General features: G+C 73.7%; 11 protein-coding genes. 2 read left to right on the top strand and 9 right to left on the bottom strand.

Annotated elements, in window-relative coordinates; all coding sequences use genetic code 11:
- Nucleotides 1-3: 3 nt before the first annotated feature.
- The 4 genes from N8J89_RS30805 to N8J89_RS30820 are packed head-to-tail and all read right to left on the bottom strand — an operon-like array spanning nt 4 to nt 5,643.
- Nucleotides 4-1,359, bottom strand: a complete 1,356-nt coding sequence (locus N8J89_RS30805; protein WP_283660502.1) for a glutamine synthetase family protein — start codon at nt 1,357-1,359, stop codon at nt 4-6.
- A complete protein-coding gene (locus tag N8J89_RS30810; protein ID WP_283660503.1) occupies nt 1,356-2,633 on the bottom strand; it encodes a lysine N(6)-hydroxylase/L-ornithine N(5)-oxygenase family protein in 1,278 nt (425 codons plus the stop codon). Before N8J89_RS30810 ends, N8J89_RS30805 begins: the two co-directional genes overlap by 4 nt.
- Nucleotides 2,630-4,273: a pyridoxal phosphate-dependent decarboxylase family protein gene (locus N8J89_RS30815; RefSeq protein ID WP_283660504.1), complete on the bottom strand. Its 1,644-nt coding sequence runs from the start codon at nt 4,271-4,273 to the stop codon at nt 2,630-2,632. The genes N8J89_RS30810 and N8J89_RS30815 overlap by 4 nt, the downstream gene beginning before the upstream one ends.
- Nucleotides 4,270-5,643, bottom strand: coding sequence for a diaminobutyrate--2-oxoglutarate transaminase family protein (locus tag N8J89_RS30820; RefSeq protein WP_283660505.1), 1,374 nt, complete (start codon nt 5,641-5,643; stop codon nt 4,270-4,272). The genes N8J89_RS30815 and N8J89_RS30820 overlap by 4 nt, the downstream gene beginning before the upstream one ends.
- Nucleotides 5,644-5,854: 211 nt before the next feature.
- On the opposite strand from N8J89_RS30820, the gene N8J89_RS30825 reads away from it, so the two are divergent.
- Nucleotides 5,855-9,013 (top strand): hypothetical protein, encoded by a 3,159-nt coding sequence (locus N8J89_RS30825; protein WP_283660506.1) that lies wholly within the window; start codon nt 5,855-5,857, stop codon nt 9,011-9,013.
- 239 nt (nt 9,014-9,252) lie between these two features.
- A complete protein-coding gene (locus N8J89_RS30830) occupies nt 9,253-9,924 on the top strand; it encodes a TetR/AcrR family transcriptional regulator (protein ID WP_283660507.1) in 672 nt (223 codons plus the stop codon).
- On the opposite strand, the gene N8J89_RS30835 is transcribed toward N8J89_RS30830, so the two are convergent.
- From N8J89_RS30835 to N8J89_RS30855, 5 genes are all read right to left on the bottom strand, one after another.
- Nucleotides 9,890-10,342 (bottom strand): hypothetical protein, encoded by a 453-nt coding sequence (locus N8J89_RS30835; protein ID WP_283660508.1) that lies wholly within the window; start codon nt 10,340-10,342, stop codon nt 9,890-9,892. The genes N8J89_RS30830 and N8J89_RS30835 overlap by 35 nt on opposite strands.
- A gap of 69 nt (nt 10,343-10,411) precedes the next feature.
- A complete protein-coding gene (locus N8J89_RS30840) occupies nt 10,412-11,185 on the bottom strand; it encodes an enoyl-CoA hydratase (protein ID WP_283660509.1) in 774 nt (257 codons plus the stop codon).
- Nucleotides 11,182-12,081 (bottom strand): 3-hydroxyisobutyrate dehydrogenase, encoded by a 900-nt coding sequence (gene mmsB, locus N8J89_RS30845; RefSeq protein WP_283660510.1) that lies wholly within the window; start codon nt 12,079-12,081, stop codon nt 11,182-11,184. The genes N8J89_RS30840 and mmsB overlap by 4 nt, the downstream gene beginning before the upstream one ends.
- A complete protein-coding gene (locus N8J89_RS30850; RefSeq protein WP_283660511.1) occupies nt 12,078-13,118 on the bottom strand; it encodes an enoyl-CoA hydratase/isomerase family protein in 1,041 nt (346 codons plus the stop codon). The genes mmsB and N8J89_RS30850 overlap by 4 nt, the downstream gene beginning before the upstream one ends.
- Nucleotides 13,115-14,284, bottom strand: coding sequence for an isobutyryl-CoA dehydrogenase (locus tag N8J89_RS30855; RefSeq protein WP_283660512.1), 1,170 nt, complete (start codon nt 14,282-14,284; stop codon nt 13,115-13,117). The genes N8J89_RS30850 and N8J89_RS30855 overlap by 4 nt, the downstream gene beginning before the upstream one ends.
- Between the last annotated feature and the right edge of the window lie 3 nt (nt 14,285-14,287).

Here is a 14,287-nt window from a genome sequence, read left to right on the forward strand (position 1 = left end):
CGCTCAGAGGCGCTCGAAGCCGCGGCGCAGCTCCCAGTCGGTGACCGCGGCGGTGAAGGCGTCCAGCTCGGCCTGGGCGGCCCTGGCGTAGTGGCCGACCACCTCGGCGCCGAAGGCGGCCTCGGCGACCGGGCTGGTCCGCCACAGGTCCAGGGCGGTGGCCAGGTCCGGCGGCAGGGTGCGGCCCTCGGCGCTGAAGGCGTTGCCCTGGAAGGGTTCTTCGAGCTCCAGGCGCTGCTCGATGCCGTGCAGGCCCGCGGCGATGACCGCGGCGACCGCGAGGTAGGGGTTGGCGTCGCCGCCGGGGACGCGGTGTTCCAGGCGCAGCGACTCGCCCTGGCCGACCACCCGGATCGGGCAGGTGCGGTTGTCCCGGCCCCAGCCGAGCACGGTGGGCGCGAACGCGCCGGGGGCGAACCGCTTGTAGGAGTTGACGTTCGGGGCCTGGAACAGGACCAGCTCCCTGGCGCAGGCCAGCGTGCCGGCGACGAAGTGCCGCATCAGCGCGGACATCCCCGCGCCTTGCGCGAACACCGGCCGGTCGTCCGGGTCGCGCAGGGACAGGTGCAGGTGGCAGGAGTTGCCCTCGCCGGTGTCGAACTTGGCCATGAAGGTCAGCGCCTGACCGTGCGCGGCCGCGATCTGCTTGGCGCCGGTCTTGTACAGTACGGTGTTGTCGCAGGTGGTGAGCGCGTCTCGGTGGCGGAACACGATCTCGTACTGGCCTGGGTGGCATTCGCCGCGCGCGGACTCCAGGCGCAGTCCCGCGCGCACCATGTCCCGGCGGATGCGGTTGACCAATGGGTCCACATCGGACAGTCCGGCCACCGCGTAGTCCACGTTGTGCCGGGTGGCCGGGCGCAGGTCCTGGTAGCCGCGGTCCCATGCGGTCTGGTAGTCCTCGCGGAAGACCAGGAACTCCAGCTCGGCGCCGACCTGTGCGGACAGGCCGAGGGCGGCGAGCCGGTCGAGCTGGGTGCGCAGGACCTGCCGGGGGGCCACGGTCACCGGGTCGCCGCCGGGCCAGTGCGCGTCGGCGAGCACCAGCGCGGTGCCCTCGTCCCAGGGCAGCAGGCGCAGCGTGGCCGGGTCGGGGATGAGCGTGAAGTCGCCGAATCCCGTTGCGGCGGCGTCGATCGCGTAGCCGGGGCCGGTGGTCATGTCCACGTCCACGGCGAGCAGGTAGGCGCAGGCGGCGGTGACTCCGGCCGTGTCCAGGTAGTGCTCGGCGTCCACCCGGCTGCCGACCAGGCGGCCGGTGAGGTCGGGCAGGGCGACGATCACGTTGTCCACCAGGCCCTCGGCCACCGCGGCCCGCAGCCGTTCCGGCGGCAGCGGGACCGGCTGGCGGGCGGTCACGGGGCCCCGAAGGTGGTGAAGGCGGTGCGTTCGGGCAGGCGGTGCACGGTGCGGCCGGTGACCGCGTTGAGGATGGTGGCCGCGCGCCAGGCGCCCAGGGTCAGGTCCGGCGCGCCGACACCGTGTGTGTGCAGCTCGCCGTTCTGCACGTACAGGCCGCCGGTGACCGCCGGGTCCAGCTCGATCCGGTAGTCGGCATCGATGCGGTGGCGGCGGCTGTCGTCCCAGCGCACGAGGTGGCCGAGGGGATCCAGGAACGGTGGTACGCTCGCGGCGTAGCCGGTGGCGAGGACTACTCGGTCGGTGTCCACTGTGTACGGCCGGTCCTGCTGGATCTCGTGGCAGCCCAGGCGATAGCGGCCATCGACCTGTTCGACCGTGCGGATCTCGGTGTGCGGGTTGAGCTGCGCGGGCACCTCGCCGCCGCCGATGGTGCGTTCGTAGAGCAGGTCGTGGATCTCGGCCAGGGTGTCCACGCTGACCGCCTTGTACAGCTGCCACTGCGCGGGCACGAGTCTGTCCCTTGTGGACGGTGACAGGCCGCGGAAGTAGCTGGTGTAGTCCGGGGTGAAGTGTTCCAGGCCGAGCTTGGAGTACTCCATCGGCGCGAACCGGCCCCTGGTCAGCCAGCGCACCCGGCTGCCGGTCTCCGGCTGGCGGCGCAGCAGGTCGAGGAACACCTCGGCGCCGGACTGGCCGGAGCCGACCACGGTGACGTCGGCGGCCGCGGTGAGCACGGGCAGGTTCGGCAGGTAGTCGGCGGCGTGGCAGATCTCCTTGCCCAGCAAGGGCCGGAACGCCCCGGGCACCCGTGGCTGGGTACCGACGCCGAGCACCACGTTGCGGGCCAGCAGCTCTCCCCCGCTGTACGTGACCCGGAAGGCGCCGCGGCCCGCGTCCCAGGACACCGCGGTGACCTCGGCGCCGAACCGGCAGGAGGGCAGGGAGCCGGCGACCCAGCGGCAGTAGTGGTCGTACTCGCGGCGTGGCACGTGGAAGCGTTCGGCGAAGAAGAACGGGAACATCCGGTCGTGCTCGCGCAGGTAGTTCAGGAAGGACCAGCGGCTGGTCGGGTCGACCATGGTGACCAGGTCGGCCAGGAACGGCACCTGGAGCTGGGCGCCGTCGATGAGCAGCCCGGGGTGCCAGCTGAACTCGGCGCGCCGGTCCAGGAACACCGCGTCCAGGCCGGGCACCGCGTCGGCCAGCGCGGCCAGGCCCAGGTTGAACGGGCCGAGCCCGATCCCGGCCAGGTCGTGCACCTGCGCGCTCATCCGGTCTCCTCGGCTTCGCCCGCGGCGACCACGAGCGCCAGCAGGGCGTCCACGTCGGCGGTGCTGGCGTGCGGGTTGAGCAGGGTGAGCTTGAGCCGGATCCGGCCGTCGACCTCGGTGCGGCCGATGACCGCGCTGCCCTCGGTGAGCAGGCGGCGGCGCAGCGCGGCGTTCACCCGGTCCTCTTCCCCTTGCCCGGACTGGAAGTGGAACACCACGGTGGACAGTGTGGGCTGGGCGGCGAGCACCAGGCGCGGGTGCGCGGCGATCACCGCGGCGGCGTGCCGGGCGAGGTCGTGACAGGCGTCGACCAGCGCGCCGAGCCCGGCGCGGCCCAGCGCGCGGAAGGTGACCGCGAGCTTGAGCGCGTCCAGGCGGCGGGTGGTGCGCAGCGAGTAGCCGAGCAGGCTGCGGAAGCCGAGCTCCTCGTCGTCGGCCGGGTTGAGGTAGGCGACCCGGCGGGTCAGCGGGTCGAAGGAGTCCGCGCGCCGGGTCAGGAACCCGCCCGCGGCAACGGGTTGCCAGCCGAACTTGTGCAGGTCCACCGCGACCGAGTCGGCCAGGGCGAGGCCGTGCAGCAGTGGGGCGAGCCGGTCGGAGAACAGCGCGCCGCCGCCGTAGGCCGCGTCGACGTGGAACCAGGCGTCGTGCGCGGTGGCGATCGCGGCCAGTTCCGGCAGCGGGTCGATCACGCCGAAGTCGGTGGTGCCCGCGGTGCCGACCACCGCGATCGGCCGCCGCCCATCGGCGCGGTCGGCCATGATGGTGGCCAGCAGCGCGGCCGGGTCGAGGCGCTGGTCCGGGGTGACCGGCACCGGCACCACGGCGTCCTCGCCGAGGCCGAGGATGCCCGCGTTGCGCTGCACCGAGAAGTGCGCGGCGGCGCTGCAGTACACCCGGGGCCGCTCGGCCGGGGTGTGCTCGCGGGCGAGCAGCAGGCCCATCAGGTTGGACTCGGTGCCGCCGGAGGTCAGCACTCCCCCGGCCTGCTCCGGCTGGTAGCCCACGAGCTCGGCGAGCGCGCGGACCACCCAGGGTTCCAGCTCGGTGGCGGCGGGCGCCTGGTCCCAGGAGTCCAGGGACTGGTTCATCGCCCCGGCCGCGATCTCGGCGGCGACCGCGATGGCCAGTGGCGGGCAGTGCAGGTGCCCGGCGCAGCGCGGATCGGCCGGGTCGGCGGAACCCGCGGCGATGAGCCTGGTCAGCTCGGCGAGCGCGGGTTCGGCGCCGATGCCCTTGGCGGGCAAGGGGTTGTGGTCGACGGCGGCCGCGGCCGCGGCGGCGATGTGCGCGGGCGGTCCGGCCGGGGTTGGGCCGCCGCGTTCGGCGGTGCCCTTGGCCAGGGACTCCAGCACGATGTCGACGAGCGGGGCGAGCGCGGCGGCGCCGGCCACGCCACCGGCGAGGGCGGCGGGGTCCGGGGAGCCGAACTGGCCGCGGTGGGGAGCGGGGCCTGCCGAGCCGTGGCCGGGCGCAGCAGGGCCGGCGGGGCTGGGCGTGGCGGCGGAACCTGGCGCTGCGGCAGGGCCGGGCGCTGCGGCGGGGCTGGCGGTGCCGCTGGAGCCGGGCGCGGCGGAACCGGCCGGGCGCTCGGGTGTTCTTGGCACGCCGTCGGTTCGGGCGCTCCACTTCGCGGTCATCGGCTCGCTCCGCGGTCGACCGCGGTCACGGCCTCGCCCAGGCGGTTGAGCACGCTGGTGGCCTCCTGGTCGGTGATGGTCAGTGGGGGCAGCAGCCGGACCACCGAGTCGCCCCGGCCGCCCAGCTCCAGGAGCAGGCCGCGGTGCAGGCATTCCGTGCGGATGGCGGCGGCCAGTTCCGGGGCGGCCGGGCGGGCGCCGAGGGCGTCCGGGGTGGCGTCCGGGTTGACGATTTCCAGGCCCAGCATGAGGCCGCGGCCGCGGACCTCGCCGATGCAGGAGGAGTTTCCTTGCAGGACGCGGAGTTCGGCCAGCATCCTGTCGCCCAGGTCGGCGGCGCGGGCGGACAGGTCCTGCTCGGCGACGAAGCGCAGGGTGGCCGCGCCGGCTGCCATGGCGAGCTGGTTGCCGCGGAAGGTGCCGGTGTGCGCGCCGGGCAGCCAACTGTCCAAAGCGGACTTGTAGACGATCACCGCGAGGGGCAGGCTGCCGCCGATGGCCTTGGACAGCACCATGACGTCCGGGGTGATCCCGCTGTGCTGCACGGCCCAGAACTCGCCGGTGCGGCCGACGCCGGTCTGCACCTCGTCCACGATGAGCGGGATCCCGTGCTCTTCGGTGATCCGGCGCATGTCGCGCAGCCATCTGTCGGGGCTGGGGATGACGCCACCCTCGCCCTGCACCGCTTCCAGTATCATGGCGGCGGGTGGCAGGACCCCGGAGTGGCTGTCGGTGAGCAGCGACTCGACCAGGCGCGCGCCGATCTGGTGCGCCTGCGGGCCGCCGAGGCCGAACGGGCAGCGGTAGTCGTAGGGGTAGGGCAGCCGGGTCACGTTGAACCCGTTGTCCGCCAACGGCTCGCGCACCGCGAGGTTGCCGCTGGTGGCCAGCGCGCCGGCGGTCATGCCGTGGTAGGCGCCGGTGAAGGCGAGCACGTTCTGCCTGCCGGTGGCGGTGCGGGCGAGCTTGAGCGCGGCCTCCACCGCGTCGGTGCCCGCCGGGCCGCAGAAGTGGATCCGGCAGTCCGCGGCCAGCTCCGGTGGCAGGGTGTCCAGCAGCGCGGTGGTGAAGTCGTCCTTCTCCGGGGTGCTGATGTCCAGCGCGTGCAGTGGCGCGCCGGAGTCGAGCACCCGGCGGATCGCGGCCAGCACCACCGGGTGGTTGTGGCCCAGCGCCAGGGTGCCGGCGCCGGCCAGGCAGTCCAGGTACTCGCGGCCGTCGGCTCCGGTGACGCGCAGGCCGTCGGCGTGCACCGGGACCACCGGGAAGCTGCGGGCGTAGGTGCGCGCGGCGGACTCGCGATCCCGTTGCCTGCCCAGCACTGCCGCGAGGTCGATCTCCGCGTGCGCGGCGTCGGTCCAGGCTGTCATCAGGCATCCCCCAGGGTCGAGTGGTTCCACGAAGGTCGTTCGGCGCCGGCGGCAGCGCAACTGCTGTGGTGGGGGAGGTGCCGCCGGTCGGTGTGCAGGGCCTTCGTCCGCATCAGCCAAATCCTAATCTCGGCGTGCGCGCCTTGCGCCCGGCCGCGAGGATTTGCGATGATCGGCACATGATCAACGGAAGGGGCCTCGCCCACCGCGCATGGTGAGCGGCCACCACGGCGACCGTGAGCCGAGCTCCGGAGCCGACCAGCTGTCCGACCTGCTGACCCTGCCGCACACCGAACGCACGACCGCGATCGCGGCGTTCGCGCGGGCACTGAGCACGCCCGGATACCGGGCGATCCTGGCCGAACTGGACATCGGCGACCAGCATCAACGTGAGCTGGGCCTGTTCCTGGCCGTGGCACGGCGGGACCTGGAAACCCTGGTCAACGCGCTGCTGGACCCGCGACTGCGGCCGAGGGCGCTGGCCGCCACGGTGCGGTTGCCGGTGCCGGATGACGTGCTGCACGAGGTGCTGCGCAGCGCGCCGCGCCGGGACCGGCTGCTGCTGTACCGGACACTGCGGCAGTCCCGGCGGCGCGGGCTGGCCGATGAGCTCCTGCCGGTGGTCGCGCAGCGGTTCGACCTGACCGAGGCGCGCGCCCTGCTGACCGCCTGTTCGCCCAGCGTGATCGCGGTGTGGCTGCCGAAGCTCGGCGCCACGCCCGCACTGCTGCGCGGCCTGGCGCGGGTGGCGCCGGCGGCGGTGCTGGCGCACCTGATCGCGGACCTGCCCGGCCTGGCCGAGCCGAACCGGTGGAACTGGCGGCGGCGGCACGGCGGTCTGCTCACCCTGCTGTTCCGGCGGATACCGGAGGCGGTGGCGCGGGCGCTGGTCAGCGCCGAGCACGCGGTGCCGATCGCGGCGGCGGACCAGACCCCTCGGCTGGCCGCGGCGATCGTGCGGGCGGCCGGGGACGACCTGCCCTCGGTGTTCGGCCGGATCGGCGCGGGCGGTTTTGACCGGTTGTTGCTGCGCGCGCTGCCCGAGGGCGAGCGGCTGGCGCTGCTGGCACAGGTGTACCCGGGGCAGGTGGCAGCCAAGGCCGAGCCCGCTCTGCTGGCCGAACTGCCCGAGGCGGACCGGGTGCCGCTGGCCAGGGCCGCGCTCGCGCTGGAGCGGGAGTCCCGGCTGGAGTTCGAGGCGCTGCTGCCACCGGCGGAGGCCAGTGCCGCGCTGGCCGGGGCGACCAGCAGCCACCGGGTGCTGACCAGGGCGCAGGGCTGGCGGGTGGCGCTGGCCAGCGCGGCGCGCGGCGGTGATCCGGCGGTGTTCGCCTCGGCGGTGCGGGCGGCGGTCCGAGCGCTGCACGACCAGGACCGGGTGCGCACCCAGGCCCTCACGCAGATCCGGGTGGCGCCGTCCCGGTTGCTGGCCGCGGTGCCGGTGCCGGTGCTGGCCGAGGCGGTCACCATCGTGGTGACGGCCAGGGACAGTTCGAAGTGGACGTTCGAGGCCCTGGACGACTGGCTGCGCCGCACCATCGCGGCCGATGCGGACGCCGAGCGGCAGATCGGCCTGGTGCCGCTGCTGGCCCGCCTGCACCGGGACCGGCGGGCCCCGGCGCGACGGCTGGCCCTGCGGCTGCCGCCGCCGGTGTGGGCGCGGCTCTGGGCGAGCATGCGGGAGCCGGTGCTGCACGAGGCGGCGGGCGGGCGGTTTGACCCGGCGCTGCGGGCGGCGGAGATGTTCGGGGCCAACCTGGCCGCGGCGCCGGAGCTGGACGAGCTGATGTGGCGGATCGCGAGGCACAGCAACGACATCCGGCAGGTCGAGACGGCGATCCGGTGCTGGCTGGCCGGTTCCGGTCAGCGCGCGGAGCGGGTGCGGCGGATCGTGCGGCACAACCCGGCCTGGGGCGCGTTGCCCGCGGTGTGGCGGGAGGTGAGCACGCGCCACACCGACCTGCTGGACCTGGTGCTGCCCGCGGTCGTGCCGCCGCGCACCCCGCGTTCGGTGCCGCACCGGTGGACGGCGGCACAGCGGGAGCTGGCCGCGCGCCGGGCCGAGGCGGTCGCGCTGGACGAGCGGAACGAGCTGTGGCAGCGGGTGGACGCGGTGTCCGGGATCCGGTCGGCGGACACGCTGATCACGTTGACGGCCAACGAGAACCAGCCGATCGTGGCCGCTGCGGCGACCGAGCTGGGCGTGAGCGCGCCGGTGCGGGTGGCGTTGCCGGTGCTGCTGCGGATCGCCGGTGGTCCCAGTGGACCGGCGGCCCGCGCGGCGGTGCGCGCGCTGCGCCGGGCGCTGGACACCGTGCCGGACGCGGAAGCCGTCGCGGTGCTCGGGACACTGCTGGCCGGGCCGCGGTCGGTGGGCACCGCGAAGGAGGCCGTGCGGATCCTGGGCACGGTTCGCGGTGGCGAGGCGGCCGGGGTGCTGCTGCGGCTGTGGGCGGAAACTGAGCTGCACCAGGACGTGCGGGCGGCGGTGGCCGGCGCGCTGACCGGTTTCCTCGGCGAACCGGGAGTGCACGCGGCACTGGCCGAGGCGGTGGCCGGGGCGCCCGCGGTGCGTGAGGCAGTGCTGCGGACCACCGTGGAGCAGGTGGCGCCGGCCCTGCGTCCGGTGTTCGCCGAACTGGTCAGCCGGACGCTGTCCATCGCGCGCACCGACACCGTGCCGGAGTTGAACCTGGCGTTCTGGGCGTGGTGGCGCTACCTGCCGGACTGCGCGGCGGCACTGGGCGAGCTGCTGACCCAGGACCTGTCGATGCGCGTCTACCAACGGGTGGCGGAGAACCTGCTGCGCTCGTTACCCGTGCCCGAGGCGTTGCCCGCACTGCGTTCCCTGGTGGACGGGCTCGCGCCGGCGGCACGGGACGGCGACGACTCGGCCTGGCGGCAGCTGGGGTGGCTGTTCGGCGCGCGGGCGCTGAACCATCCCGACCCAACCGGGCAAGCCGAGCTGGACCGGGTGCTGGTGGACGGCTTCCGGACCGCCGGGATGCTGCGCGAGGCGGCGCACCTGCTCGATGTGATGGCACGGGAGTCGCTGGCGCGCGGGGTGCGGGTCGAGTTGTGGGACGAGCTGGTCGCCACCATCGACGAGCGGGCGTTCCGGCTGCCCCGGGAGGCTCGTTACGGCGGGCTGTACGAGGAGGGGGTGCCCGCGGCGACGGTGCTGGCGGTGGTCGACCACCTCGGCGGGCTGGGTGGGGTGGTGCCGGGGTTGCTGGCGGCGCGGTTGGTGCGGTTCGGGGGGAAGCGGGCGCGGTGGTCGGGGCCGTGGGTGGCTCGGCGGGAGTTGTTGCTGGGGCATGCGGATGCGGATGTGCGGGCGGCGGTGCGCGGGGTGCGGGTCGGCGGGTGACGGCGGGCCGCGCGACGGTAGCGGCGGCGGGTGGCGGCGGCGCGCTGTGGGGCGGGTGCGGGCGGGCACGGGATCCGGCGCGGTGGTGGGTTCTGGGGGTGGCGTCTCGGTGCGTGACGGGGATGAATGGCTCCTCCGGGCAGGTGCCCCGGCGGTCGGCGCGAACCGTGGTCTGCCACCATGCGTGGCATCCTCGGCCGCTTGTCGTCGGCCGGGGGACCCCCAGACGAGGAGCGCCGGTGACCGTGACCAAAGCGGCCAAGGCCGCGCCAGCCGCGGACCGCATCCGGCGGGCGGCGCTGACCCTGTTCGCGGCGAAAGGCTTCCACGGCACCGGGATCCGGGATCTGGCCGAGGCGGCCGGGCTGTCCTCGGCCAGTCTGTACCACTACATGGGCACCAAGGAGGACCTGCTGCTGCGGATCATGCGCGAGTGCATGATCCGGTTGCTGACCGCGGGTCACCGGGTGGTCGCGGCGGATCCGGATCCGCGGTCACGGCTGGCCGGGCTGGTGCAGGTGCACGTGCTCAGCCACGCGCTGCACCCGCTGGAGACCGCGGTGGTGGACCACGAGCTGCGGGCCCTCTCCCCCGCCGCCCGCGCGAGCGTGGTGGCGCAGCGGGACGAGTACGAGGACCTGTGGCGGGCGGCCATCGAGGAGGGCTGCGCCAGCGGGGTGTTCCGCAGCTCGGCGCCCGCGGTGACCCGGTTGGCGCTGCTGGAGATGTGCGGCGGGGTGGCCCGCTGGTACTCCCCGCGTGGCAGGCTGGCGCTGACCGGGCTGGCCGTGCACTACACCGAGATCGCCTTCGGGGCACTGCGTGCCGAACCGTCCACAGTGGACATTGAAGCAGCGCGGCTGCGGACCGGGCTGGTCAGCGAGGTGTGGGGCGGGGCAGCGCGCCGTTGAGGGTCTCCCCGGTCGGTGTGCGCGCGGTGCAGACCAGCGGCTGTCCCGGTTCCGCGGTCCTGGTGGCCAGCACGCGTTCCCGGCTGCGGCCCTTGTCCAGGGTGATCACGCAGCTCAGGCCGGCGGCCGGATCGGCGATGCTGACCCTGGCCTCCGTGCCGGGTGGGATGGCCACCTCTTCCTTCCACGGCAGCGTCGGTCCGTCCACAGTGGCCTGGACCGGTGGCTTGTCCCGGTCGCTGGTGGGCTCGTGGAGGTACTCGATCCGCGCCGGGGCGACCGCGCCGGAGACCTCGTAGGTGACCGAGTAGATGTCGATCGGCCGGTACACCACGGTGAGCAGGTAGGTCACGTAGACCACCACGACCAGGCCCACCACACCGAGTGCGGCCAGCAGCGTCTTCGCCCACGGCTTCATGACCCCAGCTTGCCACCGGGCTCGCGCGCCGGTGGGCAGCTGGGGGTGTGCTGGCGTGTCCGGACCAGGTCAGTTGTGCTCGAACTCAGCCGCGCGCTTCTCGATGAAGGCGGCCATGCCCTCCTTCTGGTCCGCGGTGGCGAAGGTGGCGTGGAACAGGCGGCGCTCGAACCGGACGCCCTCGGCCAGGGTGGTCTCGTAGGCGCGGTTCACCGCCTCCTTGGCCATGATCGCGATCGGCGCGGACATCCCGGCGATGGTGGCCGCGGTGGCCAGCGCGTCCTCCAGCAGCTGGTCCGCGGGCACGATGCGGGAGACCAGTCCGGCCCGCTCGGCCTCCTCGGCGTCCATCATCCGGCCGGTCAGGCACAGCTCCATCGCCTTGGCCTTGCCGATCGCGCGGGTGAGCCGCTGCGAGCCGCCGATGCCGGGGATCACGCCGAGCTTGATCTCCGGCTGGCCGAACTTCGCGGTGTCGGCGGCCAGCAGCACGTCGCAGATCATGGCCAGCTCGCAGCCGCCGCCCAGCGCGTAGCCGGAGACCGCGGCGATGATCGGCTTGCGCACCTGGGCCAGCTGGTCCCACTCGGCGAACCAGTCGTCCAGGTAGACCTGCGGGTAGCCGTTGGGCTGCATCTCCTTGATGTCCGCGCCCGCCGCGAAGGCCTTGGCCGAACCGGTGATCACCAGCGCGCCGATCTCCGGGTCGCGGTCCAGCTCCCGGGCCGCGGTGGTGACCTCGCGCATGAGCTGGAGGTTCAGCGCGTTGAGCGCCTTGGGCCGGTTGAGGGTGATCAGGCCGACCCGCTCGCGTCGCTCAACGAGGATGGTTTCGTAGCTCACGCCTGGTCTCCCTGCTTCGAGCGGTCACGGATGGCGTTGATGATGCCGGAGAAGTCGGTCCCGGCCCCACCCTCGGCGGCATAGGCGCGGAACAGCTCCGCGGTGTGCCGCCCCAGCGCGGTGTCCGTGCCGGTCTCGGCGGCCGCGGCCTCGGCCAGGCCGAGGTCCTTGAGCATCAGCGCGGTGGCGAAGCCGGGCTGGTAGTCCCGGTTGGCCGGGCTGCCGGGCACCGGGCCGGGCACCGGGCAGTTGGTGGTCAGCGCCCAGCACTGGCCGGAGGCGGTGGAGGCCACGTCGAAGAGCGCCTGGTGGGACAGGCCGAGCTTCTCCCCCAGCACGAACGCCTCGCTGACCGCGACCATGGAGATGCCCAGGATCATGTTGTTGCAGATCTTGGCGGCCTGCCCGGCTCCGGACTCGCCGCAGTGCACCGAGCGGCGGCCCATCAGCGCCAGGATCGGCTCCGCGCGGGCGAAGTTGTCGGTGGAGCCGCCTACCATGAAGGTCAGGGTGGCGGCCTGGGCGCCGACGACGCCCCCGGAGACCGGGGCGTCCAGTGCGGCGTGCCCGGCGTTCGCGGCTGCCTCGGCGGCCTGGCGGGCGGCGGCCACGTCGATGGTGGAGCAGTCCAGGAACAGGGTGCCCGGCTTGGCCTCGGGCAGGATCTCCCGGTAGCAGTCCAGCACGTGCGCGCCGCTGGGCAGCATGGTGATGACCACCTCGGCCGCCCGCACGGCCTGCACCGCGCTGCCCGCTGGGCTGACGCCCGCGGCTTCGGCGGCGTCCACCGCGGCGGCGACCGGGTCGTAGCCGTGCACGGTGTGCCCGGCCTTGACCAGGTTGGCGGCCATCGGGCCACCCATGTTGCCCAGGCCGAGGAATCCGATGACGGTCATGCCGAACCTCCGAACACGGGCTGCTGTCCTGGCTTCGGGGTGAAGTACTCCTCGACCGCGGCGTCGGCGACCTCGGCCAGGGTGGCCGGGTGCCAGGTCGGGTTGCGGTCCTTGTCGATGACCGCGGCGCGGATGCCCTCGGCCAGGTCCGGCGCGGTGAGGAACCGGCTGACCAGGCGGTGCTCCAGGTTCAGGCATTCCTCCACAGTGGACAGTCCGCGGGCGGTGCGCAGCGCGCGCAGGGCGACCTTGACCGCGGTGGGCGCCTTGGCCTGGATCTCCTTGGCCGCTGCCTCGGCTCCCGGGTGCCCGCTGCCGTGCAGGTTGGCCAGGATCTGCTCGACGGTGTCGGCGGCGTAGCAGGAGTCGATCCACTCCCGGTCCTCGGCCAGCTGACCGGCGGGCGGGGTCTCCGCGCGGGCGGCGATCTCCACCAGCAGCTGCTCGGCGGGCAGTTCGGCCAGCTCGGGCAGGACCGCGCTGGGCAGGTACTGGTCGGCCAGGCCGCACAGGATCGCGTCCGCGGCGCCGATCCGGCCGCCGGTGAGCGCGAGGTGGGTGCCCAGCTCGCCGGGCGCGCGGGAGAGCAGGAAGGTGCCGCCCACGTCGGGGATGAAGCCGATGGAGACCTCGGGCATGCCGATCGCGGTCCGCTCGGTGACCACCCGCACGCTGCCGTGCGCGGACACCCCGACCCCGCCGCCCATGACCAGGCCGTCCATGAACACCGCGTACGGCTTGGGGTAGTTCGCGATCAGCGCGTTGACCTGGTACTCCTCGCGCCAGAATCCGATCGGCCCGTCGGTGCCGTCCTGGATCGCTCGGTAGATCGAGCGGATGTCGCCACCGGCGCACAGGCCGCGTTCGCCCGCGCCGTCCAGCAGCACCGCGTGCACCGCGGCGTCGGTGGCCCACGAGGTGAGCGCCTTGCCCATCTCGCGCAGCATGTCATCGCTGAGCGCGTTGATCGCCCGCGGCCGGTTGAGCGTGATCCGGCCGACGCCGCCGGTGACCCTGATGAGGATGTCCTCGCTCATCGGTCACCGCCCATCAGGCCGCGGGAGACGATGACCCGCATGATCTCGTTGGTCCCTTCGAGGATCTGGTGCACCCGCAGGTCACGCACGATCTTCTCCACTCCGTACTCGGCGAGGTATCCGTACCCACCGTGCAGTTGCAGCGCGCGGTTCGCCACTTCGAAGCCGGTGTCGGTGGCGAAGCGCTTGGCCATCGCGCACAGCCGGGTGGCCTCGGGGTGGCGGGCGTCCAGCGCGGAGGCGGCCCGCCACAGCAGCAGCCGGGCCGCTTCCAGCTCGGTGCCCATGTCGGCCACGGTGAACCGCAGCGCCTGCTGCTTGCTCAGCGGCCCGCCGAAGGCGGTGCGCTGGCCGAGGTGCTCGATCGACTTGTCCAGCGCGGCCTGCGCGCCACCGAGGGAGCAGGCGGCGATGTTGATCCGCCCGCCGTCCAGGCCGGACATGGCGATGCGGAAACCGTTGCCCTCGCCGCCGATCAGGTTGGCCGCGGGCACCCGCACCCCGTCCATGATCACCTGGCGGGTGGGCTGGGCGTTCCAGCCCATCTTCTGCTCGTTGGCGCCGAACTCCAGGCCCGGCGTGCCCTTCTCCACCGCGAAGGCGGACACCCCGCCCGCGCCCGGCCCGCCGGTGCGCGCCATCACCAGGTAGAAGTCCGAGGACCCCGCGCCAGAGATGAACTGCTTGACCCCGGTGAGCACGTAGTCCTCCCCGTCGCGGACCGCGCTGGTGCGCAGCGCGGCGGCGTCGGAACCGGCGTCGGGCTCGGTGAGGCAGTAGCTGGCCAGCAGGTCCATCGAGACCAGGCCGGGCAGCCACGTGGCGCGCTGGGTCTCGTCGCCGAAGCGGTCCACCATGCCGGCGACCATGTTGTGGATGGACAGGTAACCGGCGATGGAGGGGCAGCCGGTGGCCAGCGACTCGAACACCAGCACCGCGTCCAGGCGGCTGAGCCCGGACCCGCCGTGCTGCTCGCCGACGTAGATGCCGCCCATGCCCAGCTGCGCGGCCTTGCGCAGCACGTCGACCGGGAAGTGCTTGCGCTGGTCCCAGTCCACCGCGTGCGGGGCCAGGTGCTCGGCGGCGAAGTCGGCGGCCATCTCCCGGATGGCGCGCTGGTCCTCGTTGAGCCCGAACACGTCCGGCCGGATCTCCGAGATGGTCATCGG

It is taken from the genome of Crossiella sp. CA-258035 (genome assembly GCF_030064675.1).
In the GTDB taxonomy this organism is placed as follows: domain Bacteria; phylum Actinomycetota; class Actinomycetes; order Mycobacteriales; family Pseudonocardiaceae; genus Crossiella.

What these genes read in the sequence shown, in the direction of transcription:
- N8J89_RS30810 (WP_283660503.1), bottom strand. Translation starts at nt 2,633, where the DNA reads ATGAGCGCGCAGGTGCACGACCTGGCCGGGATCGGGCTCGGCCCGTTC.
- N8J89_RS30815 (WP_283660504.1), bottom strand. Translation starts at nt 4,273, where the DNA reads ATGACCGCGAAGTGGAGCGCCCGAACCGACGGCGTGCCAAGAACACCC.
- N8J89_RS30820 (WP_283660505.1), bottom strand. Translation starts at nt 5,643, where the DNA reads ATGACAGCCTGGACCGACGCCGCGCACGCGGAGATCGACCTCGCGGCA.
- N8J89_RS30825 (WP_283660506.1), top strand. Translation starts at nt 5,855, where the DNA reads ATGGTGAGCGGCCACCACGGCGACCGTGAGCCGAGCTCCGGAGCCGAC.
- N8J89_RS30835 (WP_283660508.1), bottom strand. Translation starts at nt 10,342, where the DNA reads ATGAAGCCGTGGGCGAAGACGCTGCTGGCCGCACTCGGTGTGGTGGGC.
- mmsB (WP_283660510.1), bottom strand. Translation starts at nt 12,081, where the DNA reads ATGACCGTCATCGGATTCCTCGGCCTGGGCAACATGGGTGGCCCGATG.
- N8J89_RS30850 (WP_283660511.1), bottom strand. Translation starts at nt 13,118, where the DNA reads ATGAGCGAGGACATCCTCATCAGGGTCACCGGCGGCGTCGGCCGGATC.
- N8J89_RS30855 (WP_283660512.1), bottom strand. Translation starts at nt 14,284, where the DNA reads ATGACCATCTCGGAGATCCGGCCGGACGTGTTCGGGCTCAACGAGGAC.